This window comes from Fischerella sp. PCC 9605 (assembly GCF_000517105.1).
In the GTDB taxonomy this organism is placed as follows: Bacteria; Cyanobacteriota; Cyanobacteriia; order Cyanobacteriales; family Nostocaceae; genus PCC9605.
Genome location: NZ_KI912148.1, coordinates 2,767,884 through 2,786,127 on the forward strand (window position 1 = coordinate 2,767,884; position 18,244 = coordinate 2,786,127).

The 18,244-nt window shown below is 42.8% G+C and carries 17 protein-coding genes; 12 read left to right on the plus strand and 5 right to left on the minus strand.

Annotation, left to right across the window (positions count from 1 at the left end):
* The first annotated feature begins 17 nt into the window (after positions 1–17).
* From def to FIS9605_RS46605, 8 genes are all read left to right on the plus strand, one after another.
* Positions 18–551 (plus strand): peptide deformylase, encoded by a 534-nt coding sequence (def, locus tag FIS9605_RS0114445; RefSeq protein WP_026733226.1) that lies wholly within the window; start codon positions 18–20, stop codon positions 549–551.
* Between the two features lie 95 nt (positions 552–646).
* Positions 647–1,831: an HMA2 domain-containing protein gene (locus FIS9605_RS0114450; RefSeq protein WP_026733227.1), complete on the plus strand. Its 1,185-nt coding sequence runs from the start codon at positions 647–649 to the stop codon at positions 1,829–1,831.
* A 15-nt stretch (positions 1,832–1,846) separates the two neighbouring features.
* Entirely contained in the window at positions 1,847–3,154 is a 1,308-nt protein-coding gene (locus FIS9605_RS0114455; protein ID WP_026733228.1) for a hypothetical protein, read from the plus strand.
* A 423-nt stretch (positions 3,155–3,577) separates the two neighbouring features.
* Positions 3,578–5,812: a heavy metal translocating P-type ATPase gene (locus FIS9605_RS0114460; RefSeq protein ID WP_026733229.1), complete on the plus strand. Its 2,235-nt coding sequence runs from the start codon at positions 3,578–3,580 to the stop codon at positions 5,810–5,812.
* 166 nt (positions 5,813–5,978) lie between these two features.
* Positions 5,979–6,278, plus strand: coding sequence for a DUF5132 domain-containing protein (locus FIS9605_RS0114465; RefSeq protein WP_026733230.1), 300 nt, complete (start codon positions 5,979–5,981; stop codon positions 6,276–6,278).
* 253 nt (positions 6,279–6,531) lie between these two features.
* Positions 6,532–7,071: an HMA2 domain-containing protein gene (locus tag FIS9605_RS0114470; protein WP_051470029.1), complete on the plus strand. Its 540-nt coding sequence runs from the start codon at positions 6,532–6,534 to the stop codon at positions 7,069–7,071.
* 188 nt (positions 7,072–7,259) lie between these two features.
* A complete protein-coding gene (locus FIS9605_RS0114475) occupies positions 7,260–8,018 on the plus strand; it encodes an SDR family oxidoreductase (RefSeq protein WP_026733232.1) in 759 nt (252 codons plus the stop codon).
* A gap of 120 nt (positions 8,019–8,138) precedes the next feature.
* Entirely contained in the window at positions 8,139–8,207 is a 69-nt protein-coding gene (locus FIS9605_RS46605) for a helix-turn-helix domain-containing protein (RefSeq protein WP_442854709.1), read from the plus strand.
* A 65-nt stretch (positions 8,208–8,272) separates the two neighbouring features.
* On the opposite strand, the gene FIS9605_RS0114485 is transcribed toward FIS9605_RS46605, so the two are convergent.
* Entirely contained in the window at positions 8,273–9,178 is a 906-nt protein-coding gene (locus FIS9605_RS0114485) for a HEAT repeat domain-containing protein (RefSeq protein ID WP_026733233.1), read from the minus strand.
* Positions 9,179–9,405: 227 nt separating this feature from the next.
* On the opposite strand from FIS9605_RS0114485, the gene FIS9605_RS0114490 reads away from it, so the two are divergent.
* Positions 9,406–10,269 (plus strand): tetratricopeptide repeat protein, encoded by an 864-nt coding sequence (locus FIS9605_RS0114490; protein ID WP_231510332.1) that lies wholly within the window; start codon positions 9,406–9,408, stop codon positions 10,267–10,269.
* A gap of 29 nt (positions 10,270–10,298) precedes the next feature.
* Here the strand turns inward: FIS9605_RS0114490 and FIS9605_RS0114495 are convergent, their stop codons facing one another.
* Positions 10,299–11,738, minus strand: coding sequence for a hypothetical protein (locus FIS9605_RS0114495; protein WP_035139579.1), 1,440 nt, complete (start codon positions 11,736–11,738; stop codon positions 10,299–10,301).
* Between the two features lie 528 nt (positions 11,739–12,266).
* On the minus strand, positions 12,267–12,764 hold the full coding sequence (locus FIS9605_RS0114500; protein ID WP_026733236.1) for a hypothetical protein: 498 nt from the start codon (positions 12,762–12,764) through the stop codon (positions 12,267–12,269).
* A gap of 290 nt (positions 12,765–13,054) precedes the next feature.
* Here FIS9605_RS0114500 and FIS9605_RS0114505 point away from each other — a divergent pair, with 290 nt between their 5' ends.
* Positions 13,055–13,498, plus strand: coding sequence for a COG3650 family protein (locus FIS9605_RS0114505; protein WP_026733237.1), 444 nt, complete (start codon positions 13,055–13,057; stop codon positions 13,496–13,498).
* Between the two features lie 275 nt (positions 13,499–13,773).
* The gene (locus FIS9605_RS0114510; RefSeq protein WP_026733238.1) at positions 13,774–14,046 is read left to right on the plus strand and encodes a GlsB/YeaQ/YmgE family stress response membrane protein; all 273 of its coding nucleotides are present in this window, start codon (positions 13,774–13,776) and stop codon (positions 14,044–14,046) included.
* Between the two features lie 445 nt (positions 14,047–14,491).
* Here FIS9605_RS0114510 and FIS9605_RS0114515 read toward each other — a convergent pair whose 3' ends face one another.
* Both FIS9605_RS0114515 and FIS9605_RS0114520 read right to left on the minus strand, forming a co-directional pair.
* Positions 14,492–16,414: an Hsp70 family protein gene (locus FIS9605_RS0114515; protein WP_026733239.1), complete on the minus strand. Its 1,923-nt coding sequence runs from the start codon at positions 16,412–16,414 to the stop codon at positions 14,492–14,494.
* A 14-nt stretch (positions 16,415–16,428) separates the two neighbouring features.
* Positions 16,429–17,337 carry a hypothetical protein gene (locus tag FIS9605_RS0114520; protein ID WP_026733240.1) on the minus strand — a complete coding sequence of 303 codons (909 nt, stop codon included), beginning with the start codon at positions 17,335–17,337 and terminating at the stop codon, positions 16,429–16,431.
* Between the two features lie 290 nt (positions 17,338–17,627).
* On the opposite strand from FIS9605_RS0114520, the gene FIS9605_RS0114525 reads away from it, so the two are divergent.
* Positions 17,628–18,089, plus strand: coding sequence for a DUF1499 domain-containing protein (locus tag FIS9605_RS0114525; protein ID WP_035139809.1), 462 nt, complete (start codon positions 17,628–17,630; stop codon positions 18,087–18,089).
* Positions 18,090–18,244 lie beyond the last annotated feature (155 nt).

Here is an 18,244-nt window from a genome sequence, read left to right on the forward strand (position 1 = left end):
AAGGAGTTTTTATAAAAATGGGTGACATACTGCCAATTGTTCAATTAGGTAATCATATACTGCGTCAAAAAGCAGCCAGAGTTGAAAATATTCAAGATGAAAAAATTCAGAAAATAATTGATGATTTAATTGCTACTGTTGTTAAAGCTAATGGTGTAGGTATTGCTGCACCGCAAGTTGCCCAATCTTACCGTGTTATGATTGTGGCATCTCGTCCTAATCCCAGATATCCAGATGCTCCAGAAATGCAACCTACTGCCATGATTAACCCCAAGATTATCACCCATTCAACAGCAGTTGTCAAAGGTTGGGAAGGTTGTTTAAGTATTCCCGGTATCAGAGGGTTAGTACCTAGGTATGAAGCAGTAGAAGTTGAATACACCGACAGAAATGGCAAGTTGCAAAAGCAACTGTTAAATGGTTTTATCGCTCGTATATTTCAACACGAATATGACCATTTGGATGGGATTGTGTTCTTAGATCGACTGGAGAGCAACCGGGATATAGTAACTGAGCAAGAGTATCAAAAATTGATTGTTAACAATATTTGATAATAAATAATCCTAAAGAACTATACACTAGGTAGAAATTTAAGTTACATTTAATCTGACGTTAACCTTTTGGCTTTGAGGTAGCTATCGGGTAAATGACCAGAACCATCAGTAGTCGCGAGAGATTAAGTCAGCCGCCGCAATCCTCTTCTAACTTAATCTCGGCTCAGCAGCAAAGCGATGAAGTAAATAACCACACAGGTAAGGTATCTACACAGTCAACGGCACAATCGGCGCTTAGCGGGTTAAAAATAGTTCATGCAACAGGTGGCCGCGTGCGAATCCGTGCTACTGACGGTAGTCATAACTCGATAATCGAGAATATATCCCAGCAATTACGGCAGCTTGAGGGAGTTAAGAAAGTAGACTCCAATCAACAAGCGGGCAGTTTGGTGATTTTGTTCGATGAAAATAGACTGTCCTTGCCGCAAATGTTGGCAATACTCCAAGAGTTTGGAATTCAACAGCAAGTTTCGTCTCAATTAGCACAGAATAGCGATCCCTTTGCTGCGTGGAAATCCATAGATTTTTGGAAAGAACAAGGAATTTCCTTTATTCCTTTGTTTACAGGGTTAGGAGTTACAAGTGCTTTGGGAATTAGCGGCTTGGCTGCAATTCCTGTATATATGGTTACAGCCGATACGACCCGTCGCGTGATTAACTATATACAGCCGCAAAAATCGGCATCTAAGAGTAGCAAAAAAACTCATAGCGTTTCTGCAACCAAACATCAGGTCACTTCTAGAGCCTCTTTAGCAAAAGTGGAGCAAGCAACAGCTGTTAAACAGGAAATTCTCACAACAAATACTGCGGACAAGGCGAACGATAAGGCAATGCAAGCGACTGCAAGTATTGCCTATAGTGTAGTCCATGCAATTCCGGGACGCATTAGGTTGAGCGTACCTAAATTAGCTCAAGACCGCGCCTATGCACGACGACTGGAGAGTTTGCTAAAAACTGATCCCCAAGTCACAAATGTGCGTGTGAATTGTGATGCGGCATCGGTGATGGTTGCCTATGAATCGAGTCATATACCAGTATCTCACTGGGTCGGTTTGATGCAGTTGGCTCAGCAGACTGTACCACAACAGATTCCCATTAAAACTTCAGAGCAACCACAACGCCAGCCTGTTAGTCAGGTGAGTGAACCCAAGGAATTGCAAATAATAACTGCGGCGACTCCAGAAGCAGTTGGTTTATGGGGTACATTCAAAGCCCCGGCTTTGTCTTATGCCCTGTCCTTTATGGCAAACTTTCCTATACACGCAGGTCCGGACTGAGGAGGGAGGAAAGCGATGGTTGAATCGAGATTGCAACTGGGATCTGCCCCAGAAAAAAAAACCCAAGTAAATACCACGCACAAGACCGATCGCATCGACATCGATAGGCAACCGTCCAGAGAAGTATATAGTATCGCTTATGCACTTCCAGGACAAGTGGGGTTTTGCATCCCTCGTATTTCTAGAGATGAAAGATATTTAGGGCGTGTTGTGGCGTTGCTGAAAGCAGAAACTGGGGTTACGAGCGTGCAAGTTAATAGTACTGCCGCATCGGTTGCAGTTAGCTACAAATCTGGGTTAATGTCAGATTTTGAGATGCGATCGCATTTAATAGATCTGATTCAGTCTGCCGCAGTTCAGCTAGCAACGATTCAACCAACCAATTCATATTCACAAGCTCAGTCTGCTAATTCTACTGGAGCCAAGCAACTGGCAAAAGTAGTTTATAGCATTACTTATGCACTTCCAGGACAAGTGGGGTTTTGCATACCTCGCATTTCCAGAGATGAAAAATACCTGGAGCGTCTTGTTGCGTTGCTCAAAGCAGAAGCCGGGGTAAATAACGTGCAAATTAATATTACTGCCACATCTGTTGTGGTAATCTACAAGTCTGGGATCTTGTCAGACTTTGAGATGCGATCGCACTTAATTAATCTGATTCAATCTGGCATCGATCAGCCAGCAACATCTCAAAGCTCGAATTCATTCCCAATAAACAACCAAATAAAAAACACAAAAGAGCAAGACAAAGAGAAATTAACAACTCTCCCCATGTCTTCTCGTTCTCAGGTTACAGGACACTCTAACGCCATTGCCCGTTCTGCGGAAAATGGTTGTTCTAGGGACGCCAACAAAAGCGGAAACCAAAGTACTGCGGTTGCTCCTTCACAAAAAGGCGATCGCTTGGGTAAATTCTTCAATTTGAGGAAGCAACCTGTTGAGGAGCATTCACATGCAAGTGTCCTGCCTGTATCTGCATCCGATCAAAAGTCTACCGCTCCTCCAGCGAAAACAGATGAGCAAGCCAAGCAACCAGCTAAAGTAGCTTATAGCGTTGCTCATGCAATTCCAGGACGAGTCCGGTTTCGCGTGCCTCGGATCGCCGAAGATCCAAAATACGTGCAGCGCTTAGAAGCATTACTGAAAGCAGATCCAACAGTGATTGAGCAACGAGTTAATCCCTGTGCGGCATCAATTGCCATCACCTATAAATCTGCGGTTAAGCCTAATACCCAAAAGCGCGATCGCAGTGTTGTAGAAGCCGCAGCAGTAACGCATTTAGCCAGTCTGCTTGAAAGTGCCAATGATGTAGCAGTTGCCTAACAGAAGGAACGCAACTAGCAGATTTTCCACCAATCACCAAATACAGACTTGAAGATACTAGCCCTTTCAAAGTGAGTAAAAATCCTCAAAAAATTTCCCGAATTTTGAGCTTTTCACCTTTGTGTCTTAGTGCCTTGGTGGTTCAAAAGTCAATTTTTTCACCACAAAGACACTAAGACACCAAGAAAAATACATTACACCTTGAAAGGGCTACTTGAAGATACCTAGCCAGTGAATCAGCGGGAAAAGGTCAAAGGTGAAAGGGTAAGGGTAAAAAATTCCTTTAACCCTTCGCTTTAACCAACTTCTGCAAGCAATCTAGTCTTGCAGGATGGGGATTTTTTGTCCTCACGCTCATCCTTGCCAAACTGGATAGTCTTCTTGTCGCCAAAGTTCACTAACATTTTTTATGAGAGAGAAGCAATGGTACAAGTTAAGGTGGGTCTACCATCCTCCGCAGGTCAATTTTCTCAACTGACTTTGACCCAAAGGAATGGGAAAGCTCATTTAGTTGAATCCAACGGTCACTCACGGACGCACCTTCCCAAAGTAGAGCATAGTGTTATTCATACAACTCCGGGAAGAATACGTTTGCGAGTGCCTCGCTTGCGCCACGATCCTAACTACGCACAGCGCCTCCAAGTTTTGCTAGAAGCAGATGCGCTAATTAAAAGTATCAAGCTCAAGCCTGCGGCGGCGTCGGTGGCCGTGACTTATAACCCTAAAAAAGTTTCGGAATTCAAGTTACGCCATCATCTGAGTCATTTAATTCAGGCAGCTGGTGAAGTTGTTGTTCTCAAGCCTGCAATCCTGCCAAGCACGAAGGAAACACAGAAGTCTTGGCCTGGATTGCAACTTTCTGGTGCTGCTACCACCTTAGCTGTGCTGGGAGGGCCGTTAGGATTACCCATTCCGCCGATGTTGATGGTAGGAACCATCGCTCTTGCTACCTTGCCAGTTCTCCAACGTGCTTGGAAAGGAATTACGATAGAGCGAAAACTGACTATAGACTTTTTGGATTTTATTGCGATCGCAATTACTACTTGGCAGGGTCATTTTCTCACGCCAACGCTGATGCTGAACTTAATCGAAATTGGCGAGAATATCCGCGATCGCACAGCTCGCTGTTCGGCACAGCAAACCCTGGATCTGCTCAGTTCCTTGGGACAGTTCGCTTGGGTAGAACGGGATGGCGAAAAGCAACAAATTCCCATTCAAGATGTGCAGCGCGGAGATACTGTCATTGTCTATCCAGGAGAACAAGTTCCAGTTGACGGTACGATCCTGCGGGGTAAAGCCCTACTGGACGAGCAAAAACTAACTGGCGAGTCTGTACCTGTATTCAAAACCAAGGGGCAACATGTTTTCGCTTCCACTTTGGTGCGAGAAGGACGCATTTATATCTTGACGGAACGATTAGGCAACGATACTAGGGCTGGCAAGAGTTTGCAGTTAATGGAACAAGCCCCCGTCCACGATACTCGCATGGAAAATTATGCGGCGAAAATCGCCCAACAAGCAGTCTTGCCAACCTTGCTACTAGGAGGGGCAGTATTTGCCCTGACGCGCAATCCAGCCCGAGCCGCCAGTATCCTGACCTTAGACTTTGCCACTGGCATTCGAGTATGCGTGCCAACAACAGTTTTGGCAGCACTCGCCCACGCAGCCAAGCGCGGTGTGCTGATCCGCAGTGGCAGGGCGTTGGAGCAATTAGCACAAGTTGATACCATTGTCTTTGATAAAACAGGGACGTTGACTCAAGGTGAAGCTGCTGTTGTTGGTGTGGAAAGTCTCAATCCCACCATCTCATCAATGCGAGTGCTACAACTCGCCGCTACTGCCGAACAGCGCCTCACTCACCCAGTTGCAGAAGCGGTGATGCGCTACGCCGAAGCGCACAAAATAGAATTTTTGCTGCGGAGCAAGTGGGACTATCAGCTTGGTTTAGGCGTACAAGCAGAGATTGACGGGGAGTTAGTTTATGTAGGCAGCGAGCGCTTTCTGCGTCACAAAGACGTGGATATGTCGGCTTTAGATGGACGACAAAAACCTGCATCGGCAATTTATGTTGCTACCAACAACGAACTTCAAGGTATAATAGAATATTGTGATCTGATTCGTCCCGAAAGCCGAGAAGTCATTAGCAGACTGTTGACGGTCGAAAATGTGGAAGTCCACATGCTGACCGGAGATAACAGACGGACTGCTAGTGCTGTAGCGGCTCAACTTGGCATAGCCCCAACTAACACCCACGCAGAAGCTTTTCCCGAGCAAAAAGCAACAGTTGTTCGTGAGTTGCACGAACAAGGCAAGACAGTTGCCTTTGTTGGCGATGGTATTAATGATTCGCCAGCACTAGCCTATGCGGATGTTTCCGTTTCCTTTGCTAACGGTTCCGATATCGCCCGTGAAACAGCAGACGTGGTGCTAATGCACAATGACTTGCATGGTTTATTAGAAGCGATCGCGATCGCTCGTCAAACCAAGCAATTAATTCAGCAAAACACGGGTATTGTTGCCATTCCTAACCTAGCTGCTTTGGTGGTAGCCGTTTTCTTTGGTCTAAATCCTTTAGCAGCAACGGTAGTCAACAATGGCTCCACGGTAGTTGCAGGAGTAAACGGTTTGCGTCCGATGCTCAAGTCAACAAATAGTTAGTTGTTAGTTGTTAGTGGTTAGTTGTTGGTTTTTACCACTAACTACTAACCACTATCCACTAACCATTAACTAAAACTCTACCAACAGCAGGATGAGATATCTATCTCAACTGAAATAGGATGAGGGGTTTTGATGGATTTTCCAGTTTACATGAGGTTAATGAACTATGGCACCTAAAATCACTGACTTTGTTGAAGATGCTGGCGCACCTGGAATTATAGCCGGTATTGGTGCGGTACTTCTAGCACCAGTTGTGATTCCAGTTGTAGCTGGAGTTGGCAAACCAATAGCCAAATCATTGATCAAAGGCGGACTTGTTCTTTACGAAAAGAGCAGAGGAGCCTTTGCAGAAATAGGCGAAACTTGGGATGACATTGTAGCTGAAGCAAGAGCAGAAATCGCGGAAGGAAAGCAACTCCCAGCGGTGGAAGCTGCTGCCGACAATACATCTGACAATGGTGCATAAATTGATGGGAAAAGGGTCTTACTCTTGTCCCGTGTTGGGATAGGTTTTTGCCCATCCCTCAAACCGTAATTCAGATGAATTTGGATTTTGGATTTTTGCAAAGAGGGTAGAGAGGTTGTAGCTGAAGAGTTTCTGCCTCATACCCTCTCACCGATCAAGGTTGCCGTGTAAAGCCGATCAAATTTGTAATTGCTTAGGAGAATATTTAGGTGTGAAAAATGGTTATGCCAGTCTTACCAAGACGCCAAAAATTATGTCGGAAGCAATCGAAAAAACGCGCTCTAAGCCTATATTTACAAAAGTTGTAAGTAATACTCCAAAACGGCTGCGTTTGAGAGTTGCTCCCCCCCATCGTCAAGCTGAAGAAATGCAGCGCCTCGCTAAAGCCTTAAAGGCGCATCCTAACATTAGTAATGTGCGGATGAATGTGGATCAAGGGAGTATCACCATCCATCACGATGGTAGCGATGGTAGTCTTGAAAACGTTCTTGGTACACTCAGGGATATAGGAATTATTTTTGCTGATATTGCAGGTGGAAAATCTGAAGCAGCAGCGGGAGTATCCAATACAGTTGTTGACTTAAACAAGCGAGTTAAAAAGGCAACAAACGGTGCGATTGATCTACGCATGCTTTTTCCTTTAGGACTCGCTACCCTTTCCATTCGGCAGTTGCTCACTAGAGGGTTGCAATTAGAATTTATTCCCTGGTATGTGTTGGCATGGTATGCATTCGATAGTTTTATGAAACTGAATGTCAACGGAACAAGTCAACCACGGTCTACAGAAGAGTAATAGCTTCAATTTGCAAGCTACAAGGCGGGCAGTTTGGCCCGCATTACAACTATTGCATTTAATTTTAATACATCTATCTTTAGGCATAATTGTAGAATAAATATATCTGAGGAAATATCCTTAAGAAAAAATAAAAAATAGGGGTGAAGCGATCGCTATACTCATTCCTAGACTAAAAAATATTTCCTATGGCATTTTTTACAGGAAAAGTGGCGTTGGTCACTGGTGGAAGTTCTGGCATCGGTCGGGCAACTGCTGTTGCCTTTGCTCGCCAAGGAGCTAAAGTGGTGGTTGCTAGTCGTCGTGTGGCAGAAGGGGAGGAAACGATCGGGCTAGTTAAAGCGGCTGGAAGCGAAGGTTTCTTCATTAAAACTGATGTCACCAACGAAGCAGATATAAAGACGATGGTGGAGAAAACTATTACCGCCTACGATCGTCTGGATTACGCCTGTAACAGTGCTGGTATGGAACAACAACCAACTCCCATTACAGAACAGACAGAGGAAACCTTTGACCAAATTGTCAACATTAATTTCAAAGGTATATGGCTGTCAATGAAGCACCAAATATCCCAGATGCTGCAAAACGGTGGGGGGGCGATCGTGAATATCTCCTCAGCCGCTGCAATTCGACCAATTCCAGGCATCCATTTATACAATGCTAGCAAAGAAGCTGTCTTAGGATTGACCAAGTCTGTAGCCCTTGATTATGCTAAGTCAGGTATTCGTGTTAACGCCATCTGTCCTGGTGGAGTAAAAACCGAAATGTTCGAGCGGTTTACAAAAGACAACCCACAAGCAGCAGATGCAATTATACAAATGCATCCGATGGGACGTGTTGGTGAGTCCGAAGAAATTGCCGATGGTGTGGTCTGGCTTTGTTCCGATCAGGCTTCGTTTGTAACTGGTCAAATACTGGCGATAGATGGGGGATTTATCCTACAGTAATTGCAGTCAAATATCTAAGGTGTTAAGGTGTGGATGCTATGGCGAAACCAATTCGCATTTTGTTGCAGACAACGATTCCCACAACCGAAGATGACTGGAGCATCTGTCTTGAAAATATTGATGTTAGATGTATTGAAGATACGAATTTATCCAAACAAAGAGCAGGAAACATCCTTAGCTAAAAACTAAAGCGTGTTTCTGTGAAGCAAGAATCTCCCGCTACACCGCTTTGCGGTTAGCGGGGGAGTGTCAATTCAGCGTCTTTGTCCTTGTTCTTGCTGTAGGATCTGTAAAGGATTGAACAAAGAGTTAACGGCATCCTGTGGGAATTTAAGTAGTGGATCGGATACTATTTTTAAAGCAGAGTCAAAGCTAGATATTAATTGATTTAGTTCCCCAGTAGATAAAGTCTTTGCCGCTTGCTGAAGACCCACACCAATTTTATCCAGAGCAAAGGCAGCAACTAAACGCACAGATTGATCTGGATCTGTCAAACTACTAATTAAGGTAGGAACCGCACCTTTGGCTTGTTCACCGATACAACCAAGAGCAGCAGCAGCAAAGAAGCGAACCAGTCCGTCTTGGTTTTGCAAAGCTTGGACGAGTCCGGGTACAACAGATGCTGTATTTGCTCCAGCACATCTACTTGCATCAGTTGCTACTGATTGAGCCTGGGGTTGAGCATTCGGTTGTACTTGCGCTTGAACCTGGGGTTGAGCATTCGGTTGTACTTGCGCTTGAACCTGGGGGCTTTGGCCTTGCATTGCCTGAATAATTTCGGGTATCGCAGAGGTAGCATCAGCACGTAGTTGTGGATTATTACCCTGTAACCCCTGAATTAAAACAGGTATAGCAGAAGCAGCATCGAAGCCTGCCTGCGGTTGTTTACCTTGCAAAACCTGAATTAAAGCTGGTATCGCCGGAGAAACATCACCACCAGGAGTAACATTTACGGAAGGCTGAGAATTATTGCCCTGTAAGGGTACAGACACGCTGACATTGGGTGAGTTTGTCTGTGGCAACTCCGACGACTGCTGCGCCCAAGTAGCACTGGCGACAACCAACGGTGAGGAAAGGCAAAACAAGCCTACTACCATCTGAGAAACAACAGCACTGAAGCGAAATTGAGTTGGGAATTTTGGGCTAGTCAATTTATTCATAGGTGTAGGTAGGTTAATCTTGAAGATTCATACACCACCACGGATCAAAATTACGGAAACTTCCTCAGACAGAACCAAGAATTTTTGACCGAAATCATTGCGTATTCCTTGTATTCCCCGATCTCTTGCTCCCATCTCAATGCTATGGTGAGCTTCACAGAGATTTACACAGCTTTTGCGTAAAAAATCCTCTCTGGAATGTAGGAATAAAGGAAACAACTAAAATAATGCCCTTAAAAATGAGACTAGGATTATTAGGTCAAGTATTGGTAGGAGCTAAAGTTTGTAGCGTAGCTGCATTCATTATTTCTGCATCTGTGGCAACTGCAACTGTCTCTCCAACGCAGATCGATCCAAGCAATGTCACCAGAACTTCTCAAGATGCAGCGATCGCAGCCAATGACTTTTATAATCAGGGAATCAAAAAATACAATCAAGGAGATTTAGAAGGTGCGATCGCTGCTTTTTCAAAAGCGATTGGACTTAATCCCCAGAATGCACTCATCTACGTCAATCGGGGGTATACTCGCTATGACTTGGGAGATAAACAAGGGTCTATTGAGGATTTCACCACAGCAATCCGCCTCAATCCTCAAGATGCTCTTGCTTACCTCAATCGGGGTTTAAGTCGCTATGACTTAGGAGACAAAAAAGGAGCAGCAGAAGATTATACCGCAGCAATTCGCCTCAATCCCCAAGATGCTCGTGCCTATCACAATCGAGGTCTTGCTCGTGAAGATGTGGGAGATAAAAAAGGAGCTATAGAAGATTATACCGCAGCAATTCGTCTCGAACCCAATGATGTTCTTGCCTATGTAGGTCGGGGAAATGTCCGCGATAAGCAAGGAGACAAACACGGCGCAATCAAAGATTACAACCAAGCCATTCGCCTCGATCCTGAAGAACCTTTCGCATACTACAACCGAGCAATTACCCGTTATGGCTTAAGAGATACCAGTGGGGCAATAGAAGACTTTGAGAAAGCCGCAGACTTATTTTTGCAACAAGGAGACACTGCATCTTATCAACAAGTCTTAGACATGATTGCAAATGTTAAGCGGCAGAAAGCCAAAATTGTTGTTGCTATTTAATATAGTTTCATAAACCAACGCAATTTGTTTTATGTTTCCATAGTAACTGCAACATTTTTACTGTAATATTCTATTTGTTTGTAAACGCTAATAATGCTGTTGCCAATTACAAAAAATGTGCCTTCTTGCTCATCTTTGGAAAACTGCAAATGGGGATATTGAGCAGCAATTTCTTGAGCAGTCATAGCTTTGGCGTCCATTTCCCTCGGTAAATTTCCAGTAGAATCGATGTAAAATACCAAAGGGCTAACTTTATCTCGATAGATTTCTGAAGCAAACTCCTTTAGCTTGTTATTCGCGGCAAAGAGTGCTGTAACCATTTCTTCTTCACTGACAGTGTTACCGTTACGGTGTTCTTGCAATACCTGCACTAAACTATCAGCACCAACTTTGGTAAGAGTATCAACAACAATATCGTTATTGTCCAGTCCGAGAAAGTCGTCAAAAATCTGTTTCATGAACTCATCCACTGGAGTAATTTTGATGCGGGATGACAATTGCTTGTGTCTGAAAGCAATATTTTCATGAAAAGCTATCTCAAACTTAGGCTTTGAAATAATTTCCCCAGTTTTTTTGTCATAAACCTGATACATTCTGTTCAGAAACTTATTAGCAGAATGCAACTTACCCAAGTTAAGAATGTCTTGGCTGCCGATATCGATTTTATAACTAACTCGTGCCTCGACTGTGCCGTTAGCTAGAGCTTCCTGAATGTCGCTATATTCGTTGGTTGTGGGAAAGTTGATGTAAATATTTTTGGAGAAATAATAATTTTTCAACTCATCCAGTTGTTCTGATAAAAAGACATCAGACTTATCTTTTAAGTAAGCGGAAATGATACTAGAAATTACTTTGATTTTTGCAAGTTGGTAGAAGACACCATCAATACTACTGTAATGTCCATCAGAAGGTACAAGAGGTAAATTGTCTAGCCTGATAGTATACTCACGTCGAAAGTCAAATTCTTGATCTACTACTACACCTTTTTCTTTTAGCAAGTCAAACGTTTTTTTACTGCTAATTTTGACTTGCAGTGACTTTATATTGATTTTGCCGTCACTAACAATAGTGTAATTGTTAAAACTAGTTAAGTCATTCACTAGTAAACCCGCAACTTCAAGAGTAGGTGTTTTGTCTTCGACTTTAACAAGTCTGACTTTGCGGGTGATGAGCATGTTAATAGTGGCAGTGTTGCGGTTCAATGAAAACGAACCCATGCCTACATACTCAACATTGTCTCTATATTCCGTCCTGAGCCACGGTGTAATAAGGTTGTTGTTATCATCTCTAAAACCCTGAACACGTTTGATACTTTTTCTTTGATAGTTGTTTTGTAAATGCTTGATGTTAATGATGATGTGGTTGCGATGTTCCTCGAAGATTTTAATCAGTTCCGACAGAGAACATTTCGGATTTAATTTAAACTTTTCAATGCGATCAAATTTATTTGTTGCAGTTTGATTTGTCATTGTGATAATTACCCTGGCAAAGTGAACAACAAATATTATTTTTTACATCTTGCACGCCTATGCAACAGCTTGGAGGCAGAGCCTCCAAACCCTTGTTACTAGGTTGAACCTAGTAACGAGAATCACATTCTTAGGGCAAAGCCCTTCCCGCAGGCTAGGGTGCAAGATTTCAGATTTCCTTCTATTTTTTAAGTTTTGCCTTGTGTAGTGATAGTTGCATTTATGGAAAAGTATAGTGGGCATTTATCCACTACAGAGATTGGACATAACCCTGTAAATTCGCATCACATATTTGATGCTCGCGATATTAGTACTATTGTACTATAAAAATTATCAAGTTGCTAGTTCATATAACAGCTACGTGCTATAACCAGGTGAAAGATTAGCTGCCAGCAACGAACAAAGATGCGATCGCATTCGGGAAAAACGAGAAAATAAGGAAAAGCTGGGCGTCTCTGACACCAAGCACAATTGCAGTTGGAGAATTCGTCTACTGTTTTTCGAGGGTATGAAAACCTTGTTGAGCAATTATAAACCGCCGCGATCGCGCTCTAGGTCATAAATAACCTTCTCAAAATACCAATCTGTTGTTCTGTTTGGATTCTTTAGCTTTGCCTGAGTTAAAAGTCGCTTTGCTGCTTCCCTATCGTCATGCAACAAGTTTAGAAGTTTCCTTTGCAGTTTGCGGCTACCCTGGTCAAGATTAAAGATGGAAGTTTGTTTACCCTCAAATGAGAAACTATCTGTAGTACTTCCTTTATTATTCTCTCTTTCTCTCAAAGCTAAACTAACAGCAATACCACCACCTACTGCCCCTGCTGCTATCAACCACAGCGTAGGTTTACTAACTTGTTCTGTTACTACTATGGGAGTTGTAGAATTAGAATCTGCAAGTAGTGTTGCGCTTTGATCGACTCGCTGTGCAATCGTCGGTGAAAGCTGAACTGCTAAAAGACTGGATACGACTCCAGCAGCCAAAACTTTAAAAGCATCTATGGACTTGTGAATAGAAAAACTGTGAAACATCTGCGAGCAAAAAAAGTCAAAAACTATTGTTAATCCTATACTTCTAGTTTGTTTGATAAATATGACAGCAGTATGTCAATCCTTTCAAAAAAATGCGATCGCCCGTATAAGTTTCGATAGGTTTACGAGCAACCCTTTTCATCAGGCAACTAACTGTGCCGGGTATAGGGTACCCTAGAACGTCGGTTCAGTATTCAGAAATTGTCTTTATGGGCGATGCACAAACTAAAAGTGCAGTTGTTAAACAATATCAAAAGTAAAACAAACTACTAATCGTAAATTCTGGGTAAATGAAAAAAGTCTTAATCTTCTGTGTTGTTGCTTTCGGGCTTTGTGCTAGCACAGTTGCGGTTGCTTCCCGCAGCACAGCCAACAACGAAGTAATTTTAGCCAACAGGAATCTTCTGTTTGCTGAAAATACAGCCAACACTGAAGAATTTATTGTTCTTGGTACAGAACCATTTTGGAGCGTTACGGTAACTAAGAAGAGTGGAATTGTTTACTCTTCACCAGAAAATCGAAAACTCACCTTCCCATACGTTGCACCATTAAAAGCAGCAGGGCGTCCTCCAGACTTACTACGAGTGTACCGATTGAGAGGGAGAGCTAACAATATGCTAATCATCAAAAAAGTAAATGCCTGTAGCGATGGCATGTCAGACAAAAATTATCCTTACTCAGCAACCCTAATCTTGGGTAATACGGTTTTAGAAGGTTGTGCCGAGAACAAATGATTAGGCATAATTCTTCAAGTAGAGGAAAGAAGTCATCCTAAATGCCTATACTGCTATTACCAAGCAATAATTTGATCAGCCCCTAGTCTTAGACCTGCTAGGAGCTTTTTCTTAACTTCTTATCCACCCCTATTGGGGTATATATCAAAAGAAATTTCAACTGCTCAACTATTCCTTAAGGCTAAAAACAATTAGTTCTGTTGGCAGATTGAATACAAATGTTTCGATTGTTAATCTGTACTTGTTAGTGAAAAACCTTTACAAAATTAACAACAATGAACATTCTTGCTTGGATTGTTTTAGGTCTAATTGCTGGCGCGATCGCCAAAGCTATCTATCCTGATCATCAAGGCGGTGGCATTCTGGGGACAATTATATTAGGAATCATTGGTGCTTTCGTTGGTGGTAGCTTAGGCGTATTTTTTCAGACGGGAACGTTTACTTTAGCGGCTCCTACTCTCAGTATTCCGGGTATTTTGGTGGCAATCCTTGGTGCAATCGTTGCCATCTTCTTGTGGAACTTGTTAACCCGCCGTAGTGCCGCATAAGAAATTAAATTTCAATCGATTTATACTAAAGTTCAGGGAATTTATTTAAGTATTATTATCTCCCTGAATTAAATTAAAAACATAGCGCTTACCTGGAGTTGGGCGAGCGCTATTATTATCATTGGTTTTCAACAATTAAAGGCGATCGCACTGTTAATTCAGCCTAAGGGACTTCCAAATAAAAAAACATACAATTTTTCTTGTGGGGTGGACATCCTGTCCGCCCATAACCAAGGGCGGGCGAGACGCCCACTCCACAAGAAGGGATAATTTATTTCTTGGTAATCCCTAACTTCGCAAATATAAAACCACACTGTTGTAGCAGTGTGGCGAGTTTACCTATAGCACTTTAAAATTAGGAGATTTAATGAATAAAGACCATGCTTTGTGAGTGTTATAGTCTTCTACAAAGCCAATATGCAGCATTCCGGAATATACACAGAGATTATTGGATGAGAATAATTGCCTCTTGAACTTTGGTGGAAAGAGCTTTTTGCAACCCTTGTTCAACTTTCTCAATCAATTGGTCAAAGGCTTCTTGATTCGCGATCAGTTGTTCTTGAAGAACCTTCTCTAACTCAGGCCTAATTTGCTTGCACATATCATCGATTTTTCTGTCGCTCAAAAAACTAGAGCGAATCCAACTAGGGAGATCTACATTTGTTTTGATTGCCTCTTGGACACTCTTGCGATTTAGCTCCATTCCTGCTGCCATAACTGAAGCCCCATATATCAGCGCAATTGGCCAGGTCAAGTGTCCGGTTAGTATCAGAGTGATGATACTGGCAAGAGTGCCGCCACCAATGACTACATTGACTATAAACGCCACTGTGTCCGCAAGGATAGCGTCTCCAATTCGTAACTCTGGGTTAACAAAAGCTGGATCGATGCTATCTTCAAACCTTAAACTACTTCTGGGTATCTGAAATTTTCGACAGATTGGATCGGTTTCTGCGGCTAATTCGGGTTGAATTTTATTGTTAAACCAACTGATGCATTGATTGTTAATTATCTGCTGAGCGCGATCGCTTTTTAACCACTCCTCTGCTCGATTCTTCATAGATGTTTCCAAATCGGCTAAAGTCCGGATTTGGTTCTTTTGCCAGTCTTTGACCCCTGGTCTGACTGCATTTTCAATCAAACCATCTGCTAGTGGCTGAGTCAACAATTCGATTAACTCTGGGATATGTTTCTCAATCAGTTCTTTGAGCTTTTGTGAGTCAAACAGTTTGTTGACTTCGTTTTTAAAGGCAGCAGCACGCAAATCCCATCGCCCTACTCGCGCTAAACCCAGGGCAATACAACGTTCTGGTTCCGGATCGGGACGAAGCAGCGTTTCTGGTTCATGAAAGATTTCCTGGCAGATTTGGTGTGTAAACTTCATGCGAGATGCACCGCCAGTCATCAACACAAGTTTCGGTACGATGCCTTGTTTGTCTAGTTTTTGTTTTGCTTCAGTTACAGAGTCGTGAAACGACTGCATCCAACTCTTTTGCCCCAGTTCGGACAAGGGTTGGTTTAAGATTTCCTCCATGATTAATTTGTTAACTTGGGGGATAAAATAAATCTGTTCGTTGATAGACTCGAAACCACGCGCAAAGGTTTGAGGATCGCTGTATAGCTGTTCATTAGAAAAGTAATCTTCCTTAGCTTTGCGACAGGCAAGTTCACAACGAGCTTGGTGATGGGGATATTCTTTAAATACTTTTTCGAGTAACGTCTTTTGTTCGTGTTTGTCGAGAGTGCGCTCAAAAATAGCCTTGTCGATTAGGGATGCTCCCAAAGCGTTACTCCCGAAATCTATCGGGATTTCGTGCAAGCTCTTAACTAAGGTAAAATCTGTGGTTGAGGAGCCAATATCAACAATTAGCACCGATGATTTGAGTTTCTCATACTCCAGCTTACCGGCTTCCTTGGCTTGCATGAAAGCAGCCCGCGATTCGGGTACAACGTTCAGTAGGGGAACGCCAGCTTCTTGAAGTAGCTTTTGGTATTCTTCCCGTTCGCTAACTGTCCATCCCGAAGGGCAACCAACGTAAAAGTAGCTAGTTTCTCCGCCTTCAATTTGTCTGCTTTCTTTTAAAAGACGGTAGTAGGTTGCTAGAAAAGTGCAAATTGTTTTCCTGTAATTTGGATCGTTATTTGGTTTTTGTTTGAAAGAGATTTGCAGTTGGGTAACGCCAGCTTGGATTAATGCTTGTTCTCCAACAAGATAACCGAGTTGGGGATGCCAACCGAGAGCTGTAATTTGATGTTTCTTATTATTAATTTCCAACATCTGGGGGGGTTCGATGCTCTCCACTATAGCTTTGGCGACAGCTGTTTCACCGTGTCCCAAATCAAAACCGATTGTTTCTAAAATTTCCATTTTCTTAGTGTTGATTATTCTTTAGCTTCGGAATACGCTGGTTCAATTACCCGGCCACGTCTCAGCAAGCAATCGCCCTTTAACAAAGCGGGAGTTATAGTCACGTAATCTTTGGTGTCAGGATCGATACTTGGCTCGAAGTCAAAATATTCGCGATCGCTATGAGCATCTTTCGGCCGATATGTTTGAGCGCGAATTCCTTGCTGCATTAAAATCTGGGGCAGAAGTTTCGCCAGTTCAATCGTCATTTGGGGTTTATCAAGAAATGATGCGCCTATTAGCCTTTGGAGAAAATTCAACAGTTCTGGCAGTTCTTCTATACTAATGTCATCAAAAGATTTGTTGCCTGTTTCAACTCTAGCGACTGCTTGGTCGATGGTATTAAGAGCATCACCCAGGTTATCCAAAAGGACTTTACTATCAACCCGCAACATGGGTTGAGGTAATTTTAATAGCTCAACAGAAGTTGAATTGTTTTGCTGGTTGTCTTTTTCGAGTTGCAGCACAACTTCTAATCCTAGAAGCAGAGAGGTTAGCAAGATCGCCATCCAAGCACCGAGGGTTGTATCTGTTAAAGAAAACAACCAACCTAAAAGACCTACATAGATAAGTCCCTTTAGGAGTTTCAGGATTAACTTGTTGGGAGAAAAATTTGTAGCTGGGTTGGTAATTTGCTTTTGTTCTGGGAGAGTAACTTGAGTTTGATGAGCCGCAGCAAGAGTAGCGATGGATTGCCGCAGCGTATCTAGAAAAAAGGAAGCCAGACGTATTTGAGCTACATTTAGCTCGCTAATGTAAATTCTTTCCAGATTATCGAGTTGGTTTTGAACCAATTTCACTACCTGCTCAACACTAGTTGCTTTCTCTATCTCTGTCTGGAGTTGGTTACGTTCTTCACTAAAAAGTGTAAATAGTTTTTTCATCTTTTGACTAAAGAATTTAAGTGACTAATAGCAAAAGGATTTTTAATTAGGCTTACACTTTTCACACTAGCATTAGCGTTTCATCTCGCTCCAGTCGACGAGGCTAGCGCAAATCTTCTCCAGAATTTGATTTTACCGATCCCGAAACTGGGTTGGCACGAGATATGATTGGGTTGACTACGACTGCCCCGAGTGCAGATGGATGGATGACAGTGTGTAGGGCGAAGCAGCACGCAACCGAAATGACCGAAAATAAGGGAAGTGCTATTCAAACCTTGAGGAATAAATTTATGATATCCCGTCTGCTAACAGCGATCGCTCTTGCAATATTGCTAACCCTGACAATACTTCCTGCCGCAACTTGGGCTGTCGCTTCTGGCTTAGGAGTTGATAATGGTCATCTTAGTTCTTGTCCAGCTTCAAATAACTGTGTTGTGAGTCAGAATGCTGACCCAAAACACGCCATTGACCCGATTGCTTATCATGTAGACCGTAATGCAGCTAGAGAAACCTTACTAAAAGTTCTCGGCGTTGTTCCTCGTACAGAGGTTATAGAACAGACAGATAATTACATTCATGCTACGAGTAAAAGCCGCATCTTCAAGTTTGTTGATGATGTGGAGTTTTATTTCCCTCCCAATGAGTCAGTAATTCATCTGCGCTCAGCATCTCGCATTGGAGAGTCGGATCTCGGAGTAAATCGCAGGCGAGTCGAGCAAATTCGTCTGGCACTTCGCGATTTAAACATTTGATTTTAGGTTTACTGGGAAGTGTTCCCAGTGTGATACTGAGTATGACCGGGAAATGAGAGCGCGGCTGGATGATAGCGTATAGGACGATCGCTTTTATTCCCCAACAATAATTTCAAAGAAATGTCCCTTATAAATGAATCATACGTCGAATATCA

Bases quoted from the DNA above. Each gene is read 5' to 3' on its own strand.
- FIS9605_RS0114460 (WP_026733229.1), top strand. From the start codon at position 3,578: ATGGTACAAGTTAAGGTGGGTCTACCATCCTCCGCAGGTCAATTTTCT.
- def (WP_026733226.1), top strand. From the start codon at position 18: ATGGGTGACATACTGCCAATTGTTCAATTAGGTAATCATATACTGCGT.
- FIS9605_RS0114500 (WP_026733236.1), bottom strand. From the start codon at position 12,764: ATGTTTCACAGTTTTTCTATTCACAAGTCCATAGATGCTTTTAAAGTT.
- FIS9605_RS0114485 (WP_026733233.1), bottom strand. From the start codon at position 9,178: ATGAATAAATTGACTAGCCCAAAATTCCCAACTCAATTTCGCTTCAGT.
- FIS9605_RS0114495 (WP_035139579.1), bottom strand. From the start codon at position 11,738: ATGACAAATCAAACTGCAACAAATAAATTTGATCGCATTGAAAAGTTT.
- FIS9605_RS0114450 (WP_026733227.1), top strand. From the start codon at position 647: ATGACCAGAACCATCAGTAGTCGCGAGAGATTAAGTCAGCCGCCGCAA.
- FIS9605_RS0114490 (WP_231510332.1), top strand. From the start codon at position 9,406: ATGCCCTTAAAAATGAGACTAGGATTATTAGGTCAAGTATTGGTAGGA.
- FIS9605_RS0114510 (WP_026733238.1), top strand. From the start codon at position 13,774: ATGAACATTCTTGCTTGGATTGTTTTAGGTCTAATTGCTGGCGCGATC.
- FIS9605_RS0114505 (WP_026733237.1), top strand. From the start codon at position 13,055: ATGAAAAAAGTCTTAATCTTCTGTGTTGTTGCTTTCGGGCTTTGTGCT.
- FIS9605_RS0114525 (WP_035139809.1), top strand. From the start codon at position 17,628: ATGATATCCCGTCTGCTAACAGCGATCGCTCTTGCAATATTGCTAACC.
- FIS9605_RS0114515 (WP_026733239.1), bottom strand. From the start codon at position 16,414: ATGGAAATTTTAGAAACAATCGGTTTTGATTTGGGACACGGTGAAACA.
- FIS9605_RS0114465 (WP_026733230.1), top strand. From the start codon at position 5,979: ATGGCACCTAAAATCACTGACTTTGTTGAAGATGCTGGCGCACCTGGA.
- FIS9605_RS0114470 (WP_051470029.1), top strand. From the start codon at position 6,532: ATGTCGGAAGCAATCGAAAAAACGCGCTCTAAGCCTATATTTACAAAA.
- FIS9605_RS0114475 (WP_026733232.1), top strand. From the start codon at position 7,260: ATGGCATTTTTTACAGGAAAAGTGGCGTTGGTCACTGGTGGAAGTTCT.
- FIS9605_RS0114455 (WP_026733228.1), top strand. From the start codon at position 1,847: ATGGTTGAATCGAGATTGCAACTGGGATCTGCCCCAGAAAAAAAAACC.
- FIS9605_RS0114520 (WP_026733240.1), bottom strand. From the start codon at position 17,337: ATGAAAAAACTATTTACACTTTTTAGTGAAGAACGTAACCAACTCCAG.